The organism is Agathobaculum desmolans ATCC 43058 (assembly GCF_000701665.1).
Taxonomy (GTDB): domain Bacteria; phylum Bacillota; class Clostridia; order Oscillospirales; family Butyricicoccaceae; genus Agathobaculum; species Agathobaculum desmolans.
Genome location: NZ_JNJN01000050.1, coordinates 1 through 21596, shown reverse-complemented (window position 1 = coordinate 21596; position 21596 = coordinate 1). Strand labels below are relative to the sequence as shown.

Annotated in this window: 21 protein-coding genes and 2 pseudogenes; 22 read left to right on the top strand and 1 reads right to left on the bottom strand. The window is 49.8% G+C overall.

Translation table 11 applies throughout. From position 1 onward, the window contains the following. The first annotated feature begins 348 nt into the window (after nucleotides 1-348). The 19 genes from T363_RS0111590 (at nucleotide 349) to T363_RS0111495 (ending at nucleotide 18805) form a co-directional block, all read left to right on the top strand. The gene (locus T363_RS0111590) at nucleotides 349-1584 is read left to right on the top strand and encodes a phage major capsid protein (RefSeq protein WP_009242871.1); all 1236 of its coding nucleotides are present in this window, start codon (nucleotides 349-351) and stop codon (nucleotides 1582-1584) included. Between the two features lie 19 nt (nucleotides 1585-1603). Further along, nucleotides 1604-1939 carry a head-tail connector protein gene (locus T363_RS0111585; RefSeq protein WP_031476029.1) on the top strand — a complete coding sequence of 112 codons (336 nt, stop codon included), beginning with the start codon at nucleotides 1604-1606 and terminating at the stop codon, nucleotides 1937-1939. Beyond that, nucleotides 1936-2268 (top strand): phage head closure protein, encoded by a 333-nt coding sequence (locus T363_RS0111580; protein WP_009242873.1) that lies wholly within the window; start codon nucleotides 1936-1938, stop codon nucleotides 2266-2268. Before T363_RS0111585 ends, T363_RS0111580 begins: the two co-directional genes overlap by 4 nt. Beyond that, nucleotides 2265-2651, top strand: coding sequence for an HK97 gp10 family phage protein (locus T363_RS0111575; protein WP_031476028.1), 387 nt, complete (start codon nucleotides 2265-2267; stop codon nucleotides 2649-2651). The genes T363_RS0111580 and T363_RS0111575 overlap by 4 nt, the downstream gene beginning before the upstream one ends. After that, on the top strand, nucleotides 2648-2974 hold the full coding sequence (locus T363_RS0111570; protein WP_031476027.1) for a hypothetical protein: 327 nt from the start codon (nucleotides 2648-2650) through the stop codon (nucleotides 2972-2974). The genes T363_RS0111575 and T363_RS0111570 overlap by 4 nt, the downstream gene beginning before the upstream one ends. A 5-nt stretch (nucleotides 2975-2979) precedes the next feature. After that, nucleotides 2980-3564 carry a major tail protein gene (locus T363_RS0111565; RefSeq protein WP_031476026.1) on the top strand — a complete coding sequence of 195 codons (585 nt, stop codon included), beginning with the start codon at nucleotides 2980-2982 and terminating at the stop codon, nucleotides 3562-3564. 11 nt (nucleotides 3565-3575) lie between these two features. Next, nucleotides 3576-3953: a hypothetical protein gene (locus tag T363_RS0111560; protein ID WP_031476025.1), complete on the top strand. Its 378-nt coding sequence runs from the start codon at nucleotides 3576-3578 to the stop codon at nucleotides 3951-3953. 179 nt (nucleotides 3954-4132) lie between these two features. Continuing rightward, complete coding sequence (locus T363_RS0111550) at nucleotides 4133-6853, top strand: phage tail tape measure protein (protein ID WP_031476024.1); 2721 nt, start codon at nucleotides 4133-4135, stop codon at nucleotides 6851-6853. 1 nt (nucleotide 6854) lies between these two features. Beyond that, nucleotides 6855-7634 carry a distal tail protein Dit gene (locus T363_RS0111545; RefSeq protein WP_009242880.1) on the top strand — a complete coding sequence of 260 codons (780 nt, stop codon included), beginning with the start codon at nucleotides 6855-6857 and terminating at the stop codon, nucleotides 7632-7634. 6 nt (nucleotides 7635-7640) lie between these two features. Beyond that, nucleotides 7641-10163 carry a phage tail spike protein gene (locus T363_RS0111540; RefSeq protein ID WP_031476023.1) on the top strand — a complete coding sequence of 841 codons (2523 nt, stop codon included), beginning with the start codon at nucleotides 7641-7643 and terminating at the stop codon, nucleotides 10161-10163. A gap of 13 nt (nucleotides 10164-10176) precedes the next feature. After that, nucleotides 10177-10368, top strand: a complete 192-nt coding sequence (locus T363_RS0111535; RefSeq protein ID WP_022117855.1) for a hypothetical protein — start codon at nucleotides 10177-10179, stop codon at nucleotides 10366-10368. Next, nucleotides 10369-10947, top strand: a complete 579-nt coding sequence (locus T363_RS0111530) for a hypothetical protein (RefSeq protein ID WP_031476022.1) — start codon at nucleotides 10369-10371, stop codon at nucleotides 10945-10947. It begins immediately after the preceding gene. Between the two features lie 44 nt (nucleotides 10948-10991). Then, on the top strand, nucleotides 10992-13415 hold the full coding sequence (locus tag T363_RS0111525) for a glycosyl hydrolase family 18 protein (RefSeq protein WP_407919079.1): 2424 nt from the start codon (nucleotides 10992-10994) through the stop codon (nucleotides 13413-13415). Between the two features lie 79 nt (nucleotides 13416-13494). Then, nucleotides 13495-13908, top strand: coding sequence for a phage holin family protein (locus T363_RS0111520; protein WP_031476019.1), 414 nt, complete (start codon nucleotides 13495-13497; stop codon nucleotides 13906-13908). A gap of 1 nt (nucleotide 13909) precedes the next feature. Further along, entirely contained in the window at nucleotides 13910-14881 is a 972-nt protein-coding gene (locus tag T363_RS0111515; RefSeq protein ID WP_031476017.1) for a GH25 family lysozyme, read from the top strand. 116 nt (nucleotides 14882-14997) lie between these two features. Next, nucleotides 14998-15204: an SHOCT domain-containing protein gene (locus T363_RS0111510; RefSeq protein ID WP_031476015.1), complete on the top strand. Its 207-nt coding sequence runs from the start codon at nucleotides 14998-15000 to the stop codon at nucleotides 15202-15204. 52 nt (nucleotides 15205-15256) lie between these two features. Next, nucleotides 15257-16816 (top strand): recombinase family protein, encoded by a 1560-nt coding sequence (locus tag T363_RS0111505; protein WP_031476013.1) that lies wholly within the window; start codon nucleotides 15257-15259, stop codon nucleotides 16814-16816. Between the two features lie 4 nt (nucleotides 16817-16820). Next, nucleotides 16821-17237: an integrase gene (locus tag T363_RS0111500; protein ID WP_009242888.1), complete on the top strand. Its 417-nt coding sequence runs from the start codon at nucleotides 16821-16823 to the stop codon at nucleotides 17235-17237. After that, complete coding sequence (locus T363_RS0111495) at nucleotides 17237-18805, top strand: recombinase family protein (RefSeq protein ID WP_031476011.1); 1569 nt, start codon at nucleotides 17237-17239, stop codon at nucleotides 18803-18805. Before T363_RS0111500 ends, T363_RS0111495 begins: the two co-directional genes overlap by 1 nt. Nucleotides 18806-18850: 45 nt before the next feature. Here T363_RS0111495 and T363_RS0111490 read toward each other — a convergent pair whose 3' ends face one another. Continuing rightward, the gene (locus T363_RS0111490) at nucleotides 18851-19657 is read right to left on the bottom strand and encodes a hypothetical protein (RefSeq protein WP_031476009.1); all 807 of its coding nucleotides are present in this window, start codon (nucleotides 19655-19657) and stop codon (nucleotides 18851-18853) included. Nucleotides 19658-19906: 249 nt separating this feature from the next. On the opposite strand from T363_RS0111490, the pseudogene T363_RS15685 reads away from it, so the two are divergent. The 3 genes and pseudogenes from T363_RS15685 to T363_RS16885 form a co-directional block, all read left to right on the top strand. Next, a pseudogene (locus T363_RS15685) lies at nucleotides 19907-20059 on the top strand (helix-turn-helix domain-containing protein); the annotation flags it as partial. Next, nucleotides 20056-21198 carry a sensor histidine kinase gene (locus tag T363_RS0111485; RefSeq protein WP_031476007.1) on the top strand — a complete coding sequence of 381 codons (1143 nt, stop codon included), beginning with the start codon at nucleotides 20056-20058 and terminating at the stop codon, nucleotides 21196-21198. The pseudogene T363_RS15685 and the gene T363_RS0111485, both read left to right, overlap by 4 nt. A gap of 112 nt (nucleotides 21199-21310) precedes the next feature. Continuing rightward, nucleotides 21311-21596: pseudogene (locus tag T363_RS16885) on the top strand (transposase); the annotation flags it as partial.

The following is a 21596-nucleotide window of genomic DNA, read 5'->3' as shown; positions in this document are numbered from 1 at the left end:
CCTCACCAAAAGGACGAAGGACAGCGACCGTACTCTTTCTGCTGGAAACATCGATACCTGCTGCGTTCATGTTCTTCACTCCTAAAAAGAAATTGCAATGGACAAAGCCATTCTACCCATTGCCGATTCTATCTGTTTGGTGACACGAACACGCGGTTCTACCTGCACAAATCGAACACTGCGAATAGGAGGATGGCTGACTGACTTCAATACGGGCGGTGAAGCCCTTGGAGGTTTGGGTCAGACCATTACCTTCCTATTCTAACAGCTTAGGCAACGAGATGTCTCGGCTCGTAGCTGGCTACCACATTTCCGAGACAACTATATAGTAACAGGAGGATTTTTATTATGACTCAGATTATGGAACTCATGGACAAGAGAGCGAAGGCATGGGAGGCCGCTAAGGCGTTTCTTAATAGCCACTCTCAGAACGGCGGCATGGTTTCTGCGGAGGATGCTGCAACCTACGACAAGATGGAAAAGGAAGTCACCGACCTCACCAAGGATATCGAGCGCCTGCAGCGTCAGGAGCAGATCGACAAGATGATGAGCGCACCGACTTCTACTCCGCTCACCGGAAAGCCCGGTGTAAAGGATGAACCGGAGGATAAGCCCGGCAGAGCTTCTGCTGCCTATAAAAAGGCCTTCTGGGACAACATCCGTCATCCCGGCAATCCCGCAATCCGCGATGTACTTGAGGAAGGAACCGATGCAAACGGCGGGTACCTTGTTCCGATTGAATTCGAACACACCCTTGTTCAGGCGCTCAATGAAAACAATATCATGCGTACTATCGGCTGCAAGGTCATTACCACACAGAACGAGCGCAAGATCCCTGTGGCAAATGGTCACACGCAGGCGGCGTGGACTGCCGAGAACGGTGCCTACACCGAGAGCAATCCGACCTTCGCTCAGACCAGCATTGACGCTTTCAAGCTGACTGACCTCATCAAGGTGTCCGACGAGCTGCTTTCCGACAGCTTCTTTGATATCGAAGGCTACATCTCTGAGGAATTCGGTCGCGCCTTCGGTGAAGCTGAAGAGGATGCCTTCATCAACGGTGCTGTGCAGACCGGCCAGACGGCTATCGACAGACCTACTGGCCTGTTCATCCCTTCTGCCGCTGGTGGTGCTCCTTCCGGCGTAACCGCAGCTTCCGCTACAGCAATTACCGCCGATGAGCTGATCAGCCTTGTGTACTCTCTCAAGGCTCCTTATCGCAGCAAGGCGAAGTTCCTCATGAATGATGCCACTGTCGCAGCTATCAGAAAGCTCAAGGATCTGAACGGTGTCTATGTATGGCAGCCTGCTCTTACTGCCGGAGAGCCTGACAGACTGCTTGGCTATCCGCTCTACACCTCTCCGAAGGTACCTACAATGGCCGCAGGTGCAAGAGCCATCGCATTCGGCGACTTCTCCTGCTACTGGATCGCTGATAGAGCCGGTCGCACGATCAAGCGCCTCAACGAGCTTTACGCTACCAACGGTCAGGTCGGCTTTACCTGCACGGAACGTGTTGACGGCAAGCTGATCCTTTCCGAAGGCATCAAGATTCTTGACATGAAGGCAACTTCCGGTTCTTAAGGCAAGGAGGTGAACGACCGTGGCTTTGATTTCAACTGAAGATGCGAAGGCCTATCTGCGCGTAGATTCGTCGGATGAGGATGCCACGGTCGGTATCCTCTTGGCCTCCGCAATTCGCTTATGTATTGATATTGCAAGACTTACGGATGATCAGTGGGAAGTTGTCGACTCCGATGCGGCTTCTTCAGATGAATATACCGAAGCGGAGCTGTCTGCAATCCGGGAAACCATGAAGGTCGCTATTCTCTATACCTGTGCCTATCTCTTTGAGCACAGGGAGGAAGCCGACCACCATGCTCTTACCATGACACTACGCTCACTTCTTTTTGCAATACGGGAAGGAGCGTTTTCATGAATATAGCAGCTATGAGGGTGCGCGTCACTTTCCAGAAAAATACGGTCATCGTCGACAAATACGGAAACCACAAAACCGGCTGGGCGGATTATTTCTCCTGCTGGGCGACTGTCGGCACGAGCTCCGGTTCCGAATCTTCCGGTGTAGTCATCAATCCGGAGGAATCGCTGGACTTCACCTGCCGCTACTGCTCTGAGCTCGCGGATGTGGAATCGACAAAATACCGGATCATCGCAGAAGGCCGCACCTACAACATCACCTATGTGAATCCGATGGGCTATAAGCATAACAGCCTGAAATTCAACTGCAAGCTGGAGAAGAACGCATGAGTAGAAATGTATCAATAAACGAGATGGGTGAAGCCATTATGGAGGAGCTCGAAAAATATTCAAAGCTCGCCACAGATGACATGAAGGCCGCTGTGAAAGAAACGGCTGCTTCCGTCCGTAAGGATATTCAGGCTGGCGCTCCGGTCGATACCGGCAAATATAAGAAAAGCTGGTCAGTCAAAAATATGCATGAGGATTCACAGAGCATTGACCTTGTAGTGCATTCGAGGAACCGCTATCAGCTGGCACACCTTCTGGAGCACGGGCATGTGAAACGCGGCGGCGGACGTGTTCCGGCACAGCCTCATATCGCCTCAGCCGAGGAGCGCGGAAACGAAAAGCTCGTCAATACCATCAAGCAGAAGCTGGGAGGTGGATCATGACATACGACGATGTAATCACCATGTTAGAGGAAGCCGGTCTGCCGCTTGCCTATGACCATTTTGCCGAAGGCGAGTCACCAGACCCACCCTTCCTCATTTTTCTTTATCCGGGCTCTGACAATATGTTCGCGGATGACACGGTGTTCAAGAAAATTGATGAACTGAACATCGAATTATACACGGACATAAAAGACCCGGAAACAGAAACCCAGATCGAGGACATCTTAATCGCCCACGACCTACCTTATGAGAAATCTGAGGTATGGATCGAGTCGGAAAAGTTGTACGAGGTCTTATATCAAACACAGATCATAGGAGGTTAAAAACTATGCCTAACACGAGTAACAAGGTCAAGTTCGGCCTTAAAAACTGCCACTACGCCATTGCTACGCTTGCCGCTGACGGCACTGTCACCTTTGGTACACCCGTAGCAATGCCCGGTGCCGTATCCCTTTCGCTGGATGCTGAGGGAGATAATGATCCATTCTATGCGGACGACTCCGTATATTACATGGTTTCAAACAACAACGGCTATTCCGGCGACTTTGAGCTGGCGCTGATCCCGGAGAGCTTTCTTACGGATGTCATGCATGAGACTGAGGATGCAAACGGCGTCATCGTTGAGAACAAGGATGTAGAGCCGGAGCATTTCGCACTGCTTTTTGAGTTTTCCGGTGACCAGAGAAAGATCCGTCACTGCATGTATTACTGCAGCGCGACCCGTCCTTCCGTCACCGGCAGCACCAAGGAGGACTCTACCGAGGTGCAGACTGAGACGCTCTCCATCACAGCTTCTCCGCTCCCTTCCGGCATTGTGAAGGTCAAAACTGGTATGAACACTACAAGTGCTGTTTACGACGCTTGGTACAGCTCTGTATATGAGCCGAGTGCTTCAGTAAGTAGCGGTGAATAAGGAGGCGCGATATGGCAGTAACAAAAACAATCGAAGTTGACGGCAAAGAGGTGCAGTTCCGCGCCTCAGCCGCCATTCCTCGCCTTTACAGAAATAAGTTCCACAGGGATATTTACAAGGATTTAAACGAGCTGCAGAAAGGCATCGATGAAAACGACGCAGAAAGCTCCAATCTGGACACTTTCAGTCTGGAGCTTTTTGAGAACATCGCATGGCTGATGGCAAAGCATCAGAATCCTGATGTCCCGGATACTCCGGAGGACTGGCTCGACCAGTTCAACACCTTCTCCATTTATGAAATCCTGCCTCAGATCATCGAGCTGTGGGGACTCAATGTGGAACAGCAGGTGGAATCTAAAAAAAACATCATCCGACAGAGCGGGAAATGACAACCCCGCTCTTTTTACTCCGGTGTGTGCAGATCGGGCTTTCCATCTCGGAGCTCGACCTGCTCACTATCGGGACTGTCAATGACATGTATGCAGAAATGAGCAACGACGATTACAACTATCCTGCGCTCGCGACACAGGAGCAGATGGATCGATTTTAACAGGAAGGAGGTCACCGCATGGCCGACAGAATAAAAGGCATAACCGTGGAAATCGGCGGCGATACGACCGGCCTTTCCAAAGCCCTCTCCGGCGTAAACAAAGAAATCAAATCAACTCAGTCGCAGCTAAAAGACGTCAACAAACTCCTAAAGCTCGACCCGACAAATACCGCGCTGCTCGAACAGAAACAGAAGCTCCTACAACAGGCAGTCTCCGAAACGAAGGAAAAGCTCACACAGCTGAAGTCCGTGCAAGACCAGATGGATGCTGGACTTAAAAACGGTACCGTCACCCAGCAGCAATATGATGCATGGCAGCGTGAGATCATAGAGACCGAAAACGAGCTCAAAAACCTCGAACAGCAGTGTCGGGAAACAGATACTTCTATCACGGCAACACTCCGGGCGACCGGCTCTAAACTGCAGGAGGTCGGTGGGAAAATATCTGATGTCGGCACGAGCCTATCGACGCATGTAACGGCTCCCATTGTCGCCATTGGCGCTGCCTCCATTGCCGCCTTTAACGAGGTGGATGCTGGCCTCGACATCGTTGCACAGAAAACCGGCGCTACAGGTGATGAGCTGGAAAATATGTGCCAGATCGTAAAAGACCTCGCCACGGAGATACCGACGGACTTCGAAACTGCCGGTGCTGCTGTCGGCGAGGTCAACACCCGTTTCGGCCTGACCGGGCAGGCGCTGGATGACCTCTCGGCAAAATTCATCAAGTTTGCCCAGCTCAATGATACCGATGTTTCGACATCTATCGACAATGTATCCTCCGTTATGAACGCCTTCGGCATGGACGCTTCTGAGGCGGATAATCTTCTGGATGCTTTAAATGCAACCGGTCAGGCCACCGGCATTGATATGGATACACTGGCAAACGCCCTCTCCTCCAATGCCGCGCAGCTGAAGGAAATGGGACTCACCGCCCAACAGGCCGCTGGCTTTATGGGCATGGTGGAAATGTCAGGTCTTGATACCTCTGCCGCCATGATGGGCTTAAAGACCGCCATGAAAAATGCAACGGCAGACGGTAAAACACTGGATCAGGTGCTTGCCGAATTTTCTGCTACCATGCAGGGAAGCGGCAGCGATGCAGAAAAACTGCAGGCGGCCTATGACCTTTTCGGAAGTAAGGCCGGTGCCTCCATTTATAATGCCGTGCAGACCGGAAAGCTCAACCTGTCGGATTTCTCCGGCTTCCTCGGAGATTTTGAAGGCAGTGTCGAGAACACCTTCAATGAGACACTCGACCCGATTGACCAGTTCCAGATGACCATGAACTCTCTGAAGGAAACCGGTGCAGAGGTCGGCAACTCCCTGATGTCAGTTCTTGCTCCTGTCCTAAAAGAGCTCTCTGACAAGCTAAAATCCCTCGCCGAATGGTGGAACAACCTCGGAGAGCCTATGCAGCAGATGATCGTGAAAATTGCGCTCGTGGCTGCTGCAATCGGGCCGGTACTTGTAATCGTCGGTAAGATTATATCCGCTGTTGGTACCATTATGACGATTATTCCTACTGTTACCACTGCTATGGCCGGAGTAAAGACAGCGATGGCTGGTCTGAATGCTGTCATGGCGGCAAATCCGATAGGCCTGATCATTACGGCCATCGGTCTGCTGGTAGCTGCATTTATCTACCTGTGGAACAACTGCGAGGGCTTCAGAGAATTCTGGATCAACCTCTGGGAAAATGTCAAAGAGATCGCCATTACTGTATGGACGGTGATCAAGGACTTCTTCGTCAGTGTCTGGGAGGCAATAAAGAACACCTTCACCACTGTGGTAAATGCAATCAGCAGTTTTCTTACCACAGCTTGGAATACGATAAAAAGCACGGTCGAAACCGTGATGAATGCCATAAAGACGGTTATCTCTACGATCTGGAATGGCATCAAGAGCTTTTTTGAAACCATTTTCAATGCAATCAAAACTGTGGTGACCACCTATTTCAATATCTATAAGACGATCATCGAAACCGTCCTGAACGTGATAAAGACCGTGGTTACTACTGTTTGGAACGCGATAAAAACAGCTGTTGAAACTGTCGTGAATGCCATAAAGACGGTCATCACCACCGCATGGAATGCCATCAAGACTACGACCTCTACGATTTTCAATGCCGTAAAGAGCGTGGTCACTTCCGTTTGGAACGGCATAAAGAGCGCGGTCATGAATGTGGTGAATACCATGAAATCCGGCATCAGCAACGGCTTCAATGCGATCAAGAGCACGGTGTCCAATATCGTAAATGGAATCAAGAGTACCATCTCGAATGTGTTCAATACCATCTGGAGCACGGTATCCGGCATCGTAAACAAGCTAAAGAGCGTATTCAATTTCAGCTGGAGCCTGCCGAAGATCAAGCTGCCGCATTTCTCCATCACAGGCAGCTTTTCGCTGAACCCGCCATCCATACCGCACTTTTCTGTGGACTGGTATAAGAAGGCGATGTCCGGCGGCATGATCTTAAAGGATGCGACCATCTTCGGCCAGAGCGGCGGCACGCTTCTTGGCGGCGGTGAGGCCGGTGATGAAGCTGTGGTCGGTGTGAGCTCGCTGCGTTCCATGATTCAGGATGCAGTAAGCAGCGCTACCCTCAGTGTTTCAGGCGACCAGCCTCTCATCAATATCGAGGAAATGAGTGTCAGAAGCGACGACGATATCCGGAAGATTTCTCAGCAGCTCAATACTCTGCTGACTGCCGGACGCAGGGCGAAAGGACTGGTGTAACATGGGATTTTCATTTAACGGAACAACCTCCCAGTCTATGGGACTTGCGACAAGAATTACAAACGAATACCGTATGCCGGATCTTAGAAACAACACGATCACCATGCCCGGACGGCACGGTGTATTTGATTTCGGAGAAACGGTATCCGAGCGAAAGATACTGATTTCCTGCTTCATTCCTCCGGGAAAGACGGACGAGCAGTTTCTTTCAAAAAAGGACGATATTATCGAATGGCTGAATCCGGACAACGGCCTCTGCCAGCTCATTCTGGACAAGGAACCGGGACGAGTGTATGAAGCAAGGCTTACATCCGGATTCTCCTTTGACCGGGCAGTCCGTAATTCCTGCACCTTTGATCTGGAATTTTTCTGCCCAGACCCTTATGGCTATGCCATATCAGACGAGACCTTTGATTTTGCGGAAACCGGAACCTTTACCGCGTCTCGCGCTCTTGGGAATATCGAGTCCTACCCGGTCTACTCCTTAACGGGTGTAATTCCTTCCGGGACGGACTCGTATATCTCCATAACCACAAACGGCAGCGAGCTACAGATCATTGGACGGCTTGCCGCCGGAGAAACATTGATTATTGACTCCGATCTGATGACGGCAAAAGTAGTTGACTCTAACGGAGAAACCCTCCGAAACGGTCTCCCGCTTTTGTCGGAGCTGAATTTCCCGGTCTTAAATACGGGAGATAATACCATCGTGATTGCTGCAGTCGGTACGAGTACAACATTTACGGAACTGAACATTCAAGCCAGAAGCCGCTGGAGGTGATATTGCATGGCTCTTAAAAATATATTGAATACCCAAGATGCCTTCACCGGCGAGTTCCCGGCTGCATGGGCTCCCGACGGTCTCTGGCGTTTTAACGAGTCCGAACCGGATGCAGATGATTATCTGGCGGATTCCTCCGGGAAGGATCGCAAGGCATATATTCATAACTGGAGCGGAACAACCGCAGATATGAAAACAGGCAATTTCGGTCGCTATTTTCAGATGAACATCAATAATCCTTCATCGGAGAAAACCTACCTGAAGGTAGAAAACGACGGCAGCATCTTCTCAAGCCTCGGTGAAACCATCGTGGTCGGCGGCTGGATGAAGCCCACGACATATTCAGTCGGCAACACCTATACTCCGATCTTGAATACCCGCTACGGTTCCGGGCAGCCGATTTTCTATCTGTCGCTGATCAGAGGAAAACCGAGGATTATGCTGTATAACTCCTCCGGTTCTCTGATCCTCGATACGTCTGTAACGCCATCATTCTCTTTGCTAAACGGCTACTGGTATTTTATCGCATGCGTGATTAAGCCAAATGCCAAGACAGCGCAATACATCCTTGGCGATAAGAGCTCCGGCACGATTTGGCAGTCAAGTGTGCTGACCTTTACCGGAGAGCTGAACCGTAGCTGTGTGGCTGACCTCATCTGGGGAATGCACGCAGACTCCTACTGGTATGCAGGCGGCTTTGATGATTGGTTCCTCGACTGTGATTCTGATCTAACTGCCGATGACCTTGCAGAATATTTTCTGGAATCGCTCTCCGCAAACGGTGCAGATCTGACCGGTGATGTGGACGCTCTGACGACACCGGATGTCGTTACGCTTCGAGCTACAGACTCTGTCTATCCGTCAAGCGGACAGCTCATTACTGCAGCAAGGGACTGTGGCGTGACTGGCAACGGCAGAGTTTCTGTTAAGGCAGATTACTCTCCGGGAGAGACCTCTATCTCACTTGTGGAAACAGCCACCTCAGATGACCTCTCCACTTGGACAGAGTGGCAGGCTGTCGGTGCAAACGGCGAGCTGGAATCTCCTGCAAAGAAATACATCAAGTACCGCGTCACGCTTTCTACCACAAATACAGCAAGGACTCCTACGCTGACATCTATCAGTCTGTACGATAATCCAAAGCCTCTCTATACCAAACTTGGCTATGCAAGACCGGTCATTCTGGACTCAGACGGGAATGTGGAAGCTGTGTTGGATAACGCCTATGACATCATAGTGACCAGTGAGATCAACGGCGTGGATGAGCTGGAATTTAAGCTGCCGTTTCAGGACAGCAAACGCGCCTATATTGATAACGAAAAGACCGTGCGTATTGTCAGCGACACCTATCGCATCCGCACGATTACGGACGACAAGGAAGAAAGCGGCAAGGCCATCACAACGGTCTATGCGGAAGCGGCATTCTATGACCTTGCCTACTCCGTAAAAAAGGACGAGATTACCTTTAACGCAGACACGGCTGATGTGCCGATGGCTTATGCCCTGCAGGGTACCGACTGGGATGTGGGCACAGTTAATGTCTCCACAAAGCGTACTTGGACTTGCTCTGAGAAAAACGCGCTGGCAATTTTGCGTGCAGTACAGAACATTCACGGCGGCGACCTGATTTTTGATAACGCAAACAGGATCGTGAAGCTCCTAACCTTCTCCGGTGAGGATTCCGGCGTACTGTTCTGCTACAAGAAAAATATGAAATCCATCCAACGCGTCATTGATACGACCAGCCTGATTACAAGGCTTTACGCCTATGGCAAGGACGGCATGACCTTTGCTTCGATCAATGGCGGCAACGAATATGTGCAGGACACGACCTATACTTCCGAAATACGAATTGCTACGCTGGATTGCTCGAACTTCACCAATCCATATCAGATGCTGGAATATGCCAACATGCGACTTGCAGACTATGCCTCTCCGCGTATCTCCTATGTGCTAAAGGCGATGGATCTGTCAGTATTGACCGGCTATGAACATGAAACATGGGCGCTGGGCGATACGGTCATGGTGAAGGATGATGACCTGAACCTGTCTGTAAAGACCAGAATCGTCCGTAGGGAATACAACCTGCAGGAGCCTTGGAATACGGTGCTGGAGCTTTCCACTACCCTCCGGGAACTGGGCGATTCCTCCTCACGCTGGGATAGCGCAGCCGATACGCTGGAGTCTACCGATCTGATAGACAGTCAGGAAATGAAGGATCTGGTGCCGTTTAATCACCTGCGTAATTCCAGAGCAGATTCCGGTCTTAGCTACTGGCAAAACTCCGGATTTACCGTGGATGCAGATAATGGCGTATCCGGCACGGCTTCCTTCAAATGCGAAGGTGCGCTGAATACCACAAAGAGTCTTTCACAGACCATAACGCCCGCCAACCGGCAGTGCTATACCTTTTCGGCGCAGATTGCCTCTGAGAATCTCTCAAAAGGTACGAATGGACAGGTGGGCATTGAGGTGACCTTTGAATACGAGGACGGAACAACGGAAACACGATTTATAGACCTGATCTGAAGGAGGGATTTCTATGGCTTCATTTACACACGTGGCACAGGATGTCTCTCCTCAGTATGGCCGCGTTACAAAGATCACCATCCGGGTATGCGTGACTGACTGCACCGGTACAGTCTATATCACAGATATGCTCCTGCAGGGCGGCTCCATCGCCACCGGCTGGGTAGGACATGTATCAGAAATTCAATGGACGGAGGACGGATAAATGCCGGAGTTTACACGCTTTACAGAGACAATTACAAAAAAGCAGGATAAGCGCGTCGTAAACATTACGGTAAAGCCCACCCTCATAGATTGCACCGGTTCGGTCTGGTTCACCGATCTGATGCTGCAGGAAGGCGATAAAGTCACAGGCTTTGTCATCAACGCCGAAACGTTTCTGGAAAAATACGATGGCGATGATGCTACAGACGGAAGGAGGTTTTATAACGGTATCGTCCGCTCCGCTGCTACCTGCGTCATCTTCAACCTCGGCTCCACTGCTGCCGGTCTTGACTACAAGGTCTTTCCGATTCAGGCGATGGCTGCCGGGAGTATATCGCTTGCGCTGGGTGAAGGTGCACATAAGGCTACTTTTAAAGCAGCGGCGGCTGCCGGTGATGAATTTGACCTTTTTGCTTCTACGAGGAAGTGCCTGAAGAACGGTGCTGCAACATCCAAGGACGGCTTTTTCCAATATTCCGCTGCCGGTGACAGCAAGCACCCGATTACAGTGGCAGATAAAAAGTCTGCACGCATCTATGTTGAGTTTCAGGAAATGCAAGACGGAGGTGATGCCCTGTGAGCTATGATTATTTGAAAGGCCGCAAGTGCATGGTCTGGACATTCATGGGCAATTCCAGAATGTATCAGGCACTTGCCGCATATGGAGACCGCCTGTCACAGGTGGGTCTCTTTTCTTTTAAGGTATCGCGCACCGGTATCATCACGGAAAGCGGCGTGGCTATTTCCAATATGCTGACATACATCAACCGATGGCCGCACATCAAATGGCTGCTGACGATATCCAACGATGGCACGAACAGTATCTTTGCAGCTCTCCGAGATAACACCGACGGCGCTCAGGATACCTTCCTTTCGGAGATCGTCCGCATTATGGAAAAATACCCGTGGTGCGACGGCATCGACATTGACCTTGAGAAAGGCGACGGATATTCCACGCACGCTGCCTCTACGGCGATGTTTCGGAATATCTATAACACAGTAAAAGGTTATGACAGCAGCAAGCTCATGAATATCTGCCTGCCGGGTATGAATTCCATCAACGGCTCGGTCGGAGGTGAAAACTGGTGCGTTTACGGCGACCTCAACGCTTACTGCGATACGGCAGCCATCATGAGCTATGGCATGGCGTGGGCAGGCTCTGCTCCCGGAGCCGTCTCTCCAAGGGACTGGCTTGAGGGCATTTACGACTATGCGGTCACAGTCATGAATCCGGAGAAGATATTCTTCGGCCTTCCTGCATACGGCTGGAACTGGCAGATTTATGACCTTCCTGCAAACCTCGGTAAAACCTATCGCGGCACATCAAATACCTATTACGCGGCAAAGAACTGGATGACCGGGCAATACAACTTCACGGACGATGCTCCTCCGCAGCCCTTCATCCCGATCCTCGCATATTGGGATGACTACGATATGGTGCCTTGGGCGCTTCCGCAAGTCTACGACTTCATGGAAGGCAGAGATGCCACAAGCTATGAGTATCCTCTGATGAACGGAACCTATAACAGGAGGCATTACCTGACGGCTTACAGCAAAGAGCAACTCACAGAGTTCGGCACCATTTATGTGGACGCTGATGGAACGACAAGCTCCTACTCCGGCATTGTGTCCTTTGAAAACGGTGTGGCCACTCTCGGTGACGCTGGCTCTGCCACATATACCTTCTCCGTTTCAAGAGCCGGAACCTACGACATCGCCATCCGCCTCTGTTATCCCTTCTGGGATAAAAACGGCATCTATGTTTCGATTGACGGCAACACGACGCATTTTACGGAAAGCAGGCTCTGGTGGCCATATTGGAGAAGCACCTTCTGGACGACGCTCGCCAGCAACATTTCGCTATCTGCCGGAACGCATACTATCGTGATATCCGTAGATGTAAAAGGTGTACAGTTTTACGGTTATCGTGTTTGCAGCAGCTTTTCGGAGGCTCCCTCTGCAGGCACTGCGACCTTTACGCTCTCTCCACGCCACTTTATCGACGTGGACGGCAACGAGTGTCAACCGAACAGAGCTTTCAAGCTCACCTGCGAAATGCTGAGACGAAAGCCGGATTCTGCCCTCATCTGGTATGAGGATTTCCGGGACTACGGTGTGCTGCAAACAAACTACTGGACGACGCTTTCAGGCTCATGGACGGTATGGCGCGAGGATGAATATTCCGAAAGCCGCGTTTACTCTCAGCTTGACGGCTCCGGAAAGCTCGCATGGCAATACGACAGCTTTTCCGATATTCACCTGCGGGCAAGGCTGGCTTTTCCTGCGACAGGAAGTGGCAAGGCCGGAGTATTCTGTGGTGATCTGTTCTGCTGCCTGAATTATGATTCTCAGGCTGTGGAGCTTTATAACGGCAGCACGCTCCTTGGCAGCTACAGCCAGACCATAGAGCGGACGGCAAACACTGACCTTCGTACCGATCCATCCATGTACACGGTCGAAATGCGTATCCGTGGAAACAAGGTGCGTGTCTATTCTGGTTCTTCCTATACGCTTCGCTTCACCGCTACGGTCAGCGGCTTTTCCGGAGGCTATGCCGGATACCGGTCAGATAACCGGACGGTCTGCGAACTGCTCCGTCTTGGCGATGCGTGGACTTACGAGCCCTATGAGCGTTTTGATGTTACCTTCCCGGACGGCACAGTTACGCAGTATGGCAGGATCAGTCGGTCGAATGTCACATGGGATACGGAATTTCAGGTGTTTACGCTGACCTCGGATATTGAGGAGGATGCGACACGCAGCGAGAGCATTTCGCTGGATTATGAATTCTACCACTCCCATGAGCTTGCTCTGACCTGTGGGAACGATTATACGGTGACCATCACGCCAAAGGATATCGACATCTGGATAGCAAGGCTCTTTCTCGGAGACGCAGACGGCTTTTCCATCCTCTACTATCAGGATGTGGATTCGCTCGTTTACTGGGCAAACGAAGCGGCCTACCGCTGGGGAGTGAGAGGTTTTGCCATGTGGTCGCTGGGACAGGAGGATATGCGGCTCTGGGAAGCGCTGCCGAAACAGATATAACTTCATACACGGATTCAGTTCACGAGGCTGTCTGCAAAATGCAGGCGGCTTTTATTTTGCACAAAGGAGGGATTTTCTCATGAAAGAATTCTGGAACACGATCCAACTGGTATTTGCCGCTGTCGGAGGCTGGCTTGGCTATTTCCTTGGCGGCTGTGACGGGCTCTTGATTGCACTTGTGATCTTTGTGGTCTGCGACTACCTTACCGGCATCATGTGTGCCATCTCAGACAAAAAGCTCTCAAGCGAGGTCGGCTTTAAGGGAATCTGCCGCAAGGTGCTGATCTTTCTACTGGTAGGCATCGGAAACGTCATTGATGTTCAGGTACTTGGACATCCGGGAGTGCTTCGCACGGCGATCATCTTCTTCTACCTGTCCAATGAAGGCCTGTCACTGACGGAGAACGCAGCACATCTCGGCCTGCCGGTACCGGAGAAATTAAAGGAGGTCTTGGAGCAGCTCCACGACCGTCACAATGAGGAGGAAAAATAATATGACGAGAAAAGGAATCGACGTCAGTCATTGGCAGGGAACCATTGACTGGAATAAGGTCAAAAAGGCCGGTATTGAGTTTGCCATCATCAAGGCTGGCGGCTCCGATGCCGGTTTTTATACGGATAGCAAATGGGAAGCAAATTACAAAGGTGCGAAGGCTGCCGGTATCTCGATCGGCGCTTATTACTTTGTCGGAAAAGACTGCGTGACTGCTGCCGCCGGAAAAGCAGATGCCGAGCGCTTCCTGCATATCCTGAAGGGCAAGCAGCTGGAATATCCGGTCTATATGGATAACGAGGCACAGCCCGCTTCTGTCAAAGCCGGAATCACTGAGGCCACCATTGCTTTCTGTAAGACGATGGAGGATGCCGGATACTTCGTCGGGATCTATGGCTCCGCTGTTTCCGGCTTCAAGGAACGCATGGATGACACGAAGCTCACGCCCTACGCTCACTGGGTAGCGCAGTATGCCAGCAAATGTTCTTATAAGGGCGACTACGGCATCTGGCAGTATTCTTCCAAGGGCTCTGTTGACGGCATCAGTGGTAATGTGGATATGGACTACGCCTATGTGGATTATCCTGCCATTATCCAGAACGGCGGCTTCAACGGCTTTACAAAGTCTGCGTCCGATGACAGCAAGCCTGCCACTCCTGCTCCGGTCACTCCGGCAAAGACCGTAGATGAGCTGGCGCAAGAGGTGCTGGACGGCAAATGGGGAAACGGAACCGACCGCAAAGAACGCCTCACCGCTGCAGGGTATGATTATTCTGCCGTGCAGGCAAAGGTCAATGCTCTGGTGAAAAAGCAGGAATCTACTCCTGTCTACTACACCGTGAAAAGCGGTGAGACCCTCTCCGGAATTGCTAAGAAATACAGCACCACGGTTTCGGCGATCCAGAAGCTCAACCCGACGCTCATCAAAAACGTCAACCTTATTCTGACCGGCTGGAAGATCAGAGTGAAATAACTGAATATCCAATCTGCTATGCCTGCGAGTGTTCTTCGGAATGCCCGCAGGCTTTTTTATTTTCCTCCGCTCAAAAAGGCAGTTCATCTCCAGTGGAAACTGGAGGTGGATATGTTATGACAGACGAAATCACAAATGTTCAATCTGGATATTTCACGCAGGAGCTGATTCAGGGCGATCTGGACTACCGCAGAGCACAGACAATCGCAAAGAAGATGCTCGATGACGGCCTCATTTCTGTGGCTGAATTCAACAAATTAACCGCCATCAATCGGGAAACTTTCTCTCCCTTGTTCGCGGAAATAATGCCGAAAATCCCTTGATATGTAGTCGCTTTAGAGTGATGTATAGACGTACGGAAAGGAGGGACTTCCCTTGAAAAAAGTCACGAAAATCGCAGAAACACCGAGCTCGAAAGTTAAACTCAAGAAGATCAGGGTAGCCGCCTACTGCCGCGTCTCTACGGATTCCGATGCCCAGCTTGAAAGCCTTGAGGCACAGAAAACCCACTACGAAAATTACATCACATCCCGTGATGACTGGGAGTTTGCTGGACTCTATTTCGATGAAGGCATTACTGGCACCAAGAAGGACAAGCGCCCGGAGCTCCTACGACTCATTGACGACTGCAAGGCCGGTAAAGTGGACTTTGTTATCACAAAATCCATCAGCCGCTTCAGCCGGAACACAACGGACTGCTTAGAGCTGGTAAGAAAACTGCTCGCCCTGCACATTCCGATTTATTTTGAGAAGGAAAACATCAACACCGGCTCAATGGAGAGCGAGCTGTTTCTGGCAATTCTCTCCAGTATGGCCGAAGGCGAGTCTGTTTCCATATCGGAAAACAACAAGTGGTCAATCCAGAAACGTTTTGAGAGTGGCACCTATAAGGTCAGCTACCCACCCTACGGCTACGATTGGGATGGCGAGCAGATGGTGATTAATCCGGAGCAGGCGGCTGTGGTAAAGGAAATCTTCGCAGCGCTGCTCTCCGGTAAAGGTACCCACGCCATCGCGGACGACCTGAACCGGCGAGGCATTCCTACCAAGCGAAACGGACGTTGGACGGCGACAACCATTCGCGGGATGCTCACCAATGAGAAATATGTCGGCGACTGCCTTTTCCAGAAAACGTACTCGGATTCACGCTTTGTCCGACACAACAATCACGGCGAGCAGACACAGTACATGGTCAAGGATCATCACGAGGCAATCATCAGCCGGGAGGACTTTGAAGCCGCTCACGCTTTTATTCACCAGCGGGCAACGGAAAAAGGTGTCGTCAAAGGGAGCGACAAATACCAGAATCGCTACACCTTCTCCGGGAAGATCATCTGCGGCGAGTGCGGCGATACCTTTAAGCGCCGGATACACAGCTGCACCGGATACAAATACACCGCATGGTGCTGCAGTACCCACATCAAGGATAAGGATAAATGCCACATGCTTTTTGTAAAGGACGATGATCTGAAGCAGGCTTTCATCACCATGATGAACAAGCTGGTCTACGCGCACCGGATCATCCTAAAGCCATATGTTGAAGCATTGAAAAACACATCGTCTGATGACTCGCTTCGGCGCATTCAGGAAATACAGACCCTATTGGCGCAGAATACAGAAAAGCGCGAGACGCTGACAAAGCTCATGACACAGGGCATCATCGACCCGATCCTTTTCAACAAAGAGACGAACGAGCTGCTTTCGCAGGCAGACAGTTTCCGGGATGAGATCAACGCCTTAAAAAACGCTGTTTCCGGAGATGTAACAAAGGTTACCGCAGCCACAGCGCTTCTGCACTATACAGAAAAAGGCGGGATACTTCAGGACTTCGATGATGACCTGTTTAAAGAATATGTGAACCGCATCATTGTCCGCTCCAGAAATGAAGTGCGCTTTGAACTGAAATGCGGTCTGACGCTTCGAGAAAGGATGTGAATACATGGGACATACACCCTACGGCTACAGCATTGAAAACGGCTGCGCCACGATTAAAGAGGATGAAGCCAATAAAATACGAAAGCTCTATGAGAATTACCTCTCCGGGATGGCACTGGCCAAGGCTGCTGCCGCTGCTGGCATTGAAACCTACCACGGCACGGCAAAGCGCCTGATGGAAAACAGGCACTACCTCGGAGACGACTTTTACCCGGCTATCATTGATCAGGAAACCTACGATAAAGCTGCCGCCATCCGATTTGAACGCGCCGGGAAACTTGGCAGGCTGAACAGGAAAAAGAGTGTAAAACCCGCAGCGTCTCCTACCGGCTTTCGTATGGCTGCGGCAGAGCAACACTATGAAGATCCGAGGCTGCAGGCAGAATACCTCTACAGCCTCATTGAAAGCGAGGTAAGCTAATGGGAAATGTAATGGTGATTCCGGCCAGACGGCAGGTCGGAAATACAGTAAAGCAATCAGCGCAGAAAAAACTCCGTGTTGCAGCCTACTGCCGCGTCAGCACGGATTCCGAAGAACAGGAAACAAGCTACGAGGCTCAGGTCACGCACTACACCGAGTACATTCAAAAGAATCCGGAATGGGAGCTGGCGGGCATATTTGCAGACGACGGTATCTCCGGCACCAACACAAAAAAGCGTGATGAATTCAATCGAATGATCGACGAGTGCATGGCTGGTAACATCGACATGGTCATCACCAAGTCCATCAGCCGATTTGCTCGAAACACTCTCGACTGCCTGCAATACATCCGGCAGCTGAAGGATAAGAACATACCTGTTTATTTTGAGAAGGAAGCCATCAACACGCTGGACGCTAAGGGCGAGGTGCTGATCACGATTATGGCGAGCCTTGCCCAGCAGGAAAGCCAGTCAATGAGCCAGAACATCAAACTGGGACTGCAGTACCGCTACCAGCAAGGTAAGGTGCAGGTCAATCACAATCGATTCCTCGGATACACCAAGGATGAAAATGGGCACCTGATCATCGATCCGGAGCAGGCAGAAATCGTAAAGCGCATCTACCGGGAATACCTCGAAGGCTCCAGCATGGATAAGATCGCCGACGGGCTTATGGCTGACGGTATCCTCACCGGCGCTGGCAAGACAAAATGGCACACCAGCACCATCAACAAGATTCTCCGCAACGAGAAATACATGGGTGACGCACTCCTGCAAAAGACCTACACCACAGACTTCCTGACAAAGAAGCGCATCAAGAACAACGGCACCGTTCCTCAATACTACGTCGAGGGCGACCATGAAGCGATCATTCCGAAAGAGCTCTTCATGCAGGTGCAGGCGGAGCTTGTCCGTCGCCGGGTAGTCCACGTCAGCCCGACCGGCAAGAAACGCAGCTTCTCCTGCAATCACTGTTTTGCACAGATGGTTTTCTGCGGAGACTGCGGCGAGCTTTACAGGCGCGTTCACTGGAACAACCACGGCTGCAAGTCCATCGTCTGGCGTTGCATCAGTCGCTTGGAGCCCTCCTCCGCTGAAAAGGACTGTACCAACCGGACGGTCAACGAGCTCCTGCTGCAGGAAGTCACGGTCAAGGCCTTCCATCAGATTCTTACTGAACGGGACTTTTTCCTGAAAACCTTACAGCAGAACATAGCCAAGGCCGTGGTTAACGCTGACACTCTCTCACCGGACGGCATTCAGGCACGGCTGGAGGAACTTCAAAAAGAGCTCATCAAGAAGGCAAATAACAAACAGGACTATGACGCCATCGCTGATGAGATTTTCCGGCTCCGTGAACAGAAAGAACAATCAGAGCTTGACAGCCACCACCGGGAAGAAGCCATGAACCGGATCAAGGAGCTGCAGGACTTCATCTCCGAGCAGGAAACCGACATAACACAGTTTGATGAAGCGCTGGTCAAAAAGCTCATCGAGAAGATCACCGTCTTTGCCGACCACTTCACCGTGGAATTCAAGTCCGGCATTACAATCGACATAGAATCATAAAAAGAGCAAGCATCGCAGACTTATTATCTGAGATGCTTGTTTGCTTTACCTCCAACATGTTAAAGGTTTTATTTCAATTATTCGATCTGGAGAAATCTGAATACCGTTTTTCATCAGGAGGATATGTTCAAATGGCTCTCCAAAAGCGGTATCGTAAGCCATCGTTAAATACATCAATACTTTGTCCTTATCGCTCTGATCATCGTCCCCGTCAAAAACAATATCGGAACCGTTTACTTGAGCTACTATTTCATATGGGAAATGCGACTGCTCCCATTCCTCAGATAAATTTAATCTTAATAGGTTGTCAATATCCCATAGTATTTCCGGGCGACGATGAACCTGACCCCCGTAAGGACTTCTTTCCCATACCGATAAAAACCCGCAAGTCGTAAAATCATAATAGAACTTTCTTCCAATCGACCAGCATAAATATTCCTGTGTACCTGTTCTGGGACAATTGCCAGCGTTATAAGAAATATCAAAGACTTTCCCATTATATGTCAATAGAGCGTCCTCTATATTTATTATTATCCCGTGCCGGTCTAAAAAAACTCTCAATTCTGATTCGTCACAAAGATATGCTTGCTGTAAATCTAAGATTCCATATTTCTTTATGGCTTCACACTCGTTTGCACTCGTCGTCACGTGAAAATACACAAAATTAAAATCAAGATATGTCCTCGGAAGATGTCCGAATCTTTTTATTACATCTTCCACTAAATCATCTGTATATCTGTATTCGCTTTCATGCCCTACGAATTGTTCCCAAGTTGAAATGTCTACTCCGCTTAGTCCTACTAATGTTTTGCAGGCATTTGCAGAAGATCGTATATCATAAGTACTAAACAAATACAAAACCTCCTCTGACATCTATCTCACAGCCACAACTACCCCAACATCTAACTCGGCAACTCAACATATTGACATCTATCAAGGCAACTCAACTCTCACACTTTTTGAGCCGGATTGCCCTTGGATAAGTTACCGAGAAGCGTTTGCCCTGCCCGATGCCAAATTTGTCCGATCGCCCGAAAACCGCAGTATTACTGGGCTTTCGCGCCTATTTTCCTTCGACCCTTGACATCAAACAGACCGTCTCCACATGTGTGGGATGGGAGTGTGGATAGCTTCAGTAATTCCATCCGTGTACATATTTCCGCACTGCGAAAGAAGCTAAAAGCCGCTCTGGGATATGACCCGATCACAAACCGAATTGGTCAGGGATACTTGATAAGGGGGCGTGAAGAATGAGGAAAAAGCTCTCGCTTCAATGGAAACTCACACTGACCACTGCATTATTGGTCATTGTCGCCTGCCTTTCCCTCAGTTATGCCATCAGCAAGTCTGCTATATTCTATATGAGTAATATTGAGGATACAATAACAACCATATTCCCCGAAGAACTGTTTTCTGAAAATTCTTCCGGAAATGTTGAAATATACCTTGATACCACAAAAATTCTTTCTGATATGGTAAGAAGTACACAAACTGAATTTTGGGAAAAAAGCGTACTGATAACATTGATTGTTACTTTGCTAAGCAGTTTTCTAATATATTGGATTGTAGGACATACACTGTCTCCATTGCGGAAGCTCAGTCTGCAAATTCAGGAGATTCAAGCAAAAAATTTGCAGCAACCAGTTCTTCTGGAAAGTGATTCCGCTGAAATCGTTCGTCTTACGGAATCCTTTAATGAAATGCTTCACAGGCTGAACGATGCATTTCTTATACAAAAGCAGTTTTCTGCCAACGCTGCCCACGAACTTCGCACGCCCCTTGCGGTAATACAGGCCGAGTTAGAAGTATTTGAAAAGAAAAACAAAATCGAGGATGCGGATTCCCAAGAGATGATCGACAGGATGAAATTTCAGACGAATCGTCTGGGTCATGTAATAGACATCCTTTTGGAAATGACCGAACTTCAGTCTGCCGCAAAAAATGACCATATCTCTCTTGCTGCGCTAACCGAGGAAGTTATCTGTGATTTATCAGCCGTTGCGGACAGGAAAGAGATCACCCTTACGCAAAAACCAGGGGATGTTGAAATGATCGGCAATGATACCTTGCTCTACAGGGCAATTTACAATTTGATCGAAAACGCAATTAAATATAATCATCCAGAAGGAGCGGTTTCTGTTGAAATCAAGCGAAATGATAAGCTTGCTAAAATAATCGTTACCGATACAGGGATGGGGATTGCTCAAGATGATTGGGAACAAATATTTGAGCCTTTTTTCAGGGTGGATAAATCAAGAAGTCGTGCTATGGGCGGTGCTGGACTTAGTTTAGCCCTTGTTCGAGAAATTGCACGACAACACGGCGGTGATGTTTCCATCCTTCAAAGTTCAGAACAAGGCACACAAATTGAGTTGAGTCTTTTGTGTCTATAATCAGAAATAAGGATACTATTACTATGTAAATTCTTTAATTGAGCCTATCCCAAGTTTTGTGTAAAACTCCTGAGTGGTGTAGAATAGCAGCACCGTACAGAAGGATTACCATATGGCCGGAAAGAACCGTACTCCGGAAGAAAACGCGCGTCGAGAGAAGATCCGAGAGTTGCTGCAAATGGCAAACATCGGAAGTATGGATGACATCCAGAATCTGTTCAAGGAGACATTACCGAGTTCATGGAGAATAGTCTGGAAGCAGAGCTGGATGACGAGTTGGGCTACAGCAAACATGATTATAAGAACAAGGACACAGACAACAGCCGTAACGGCCACAGCAGCAAAAGGCTGCGCACCAGCTTTGGCGAAGTGGATGTATCGGTTCCCCGAGACCGGAA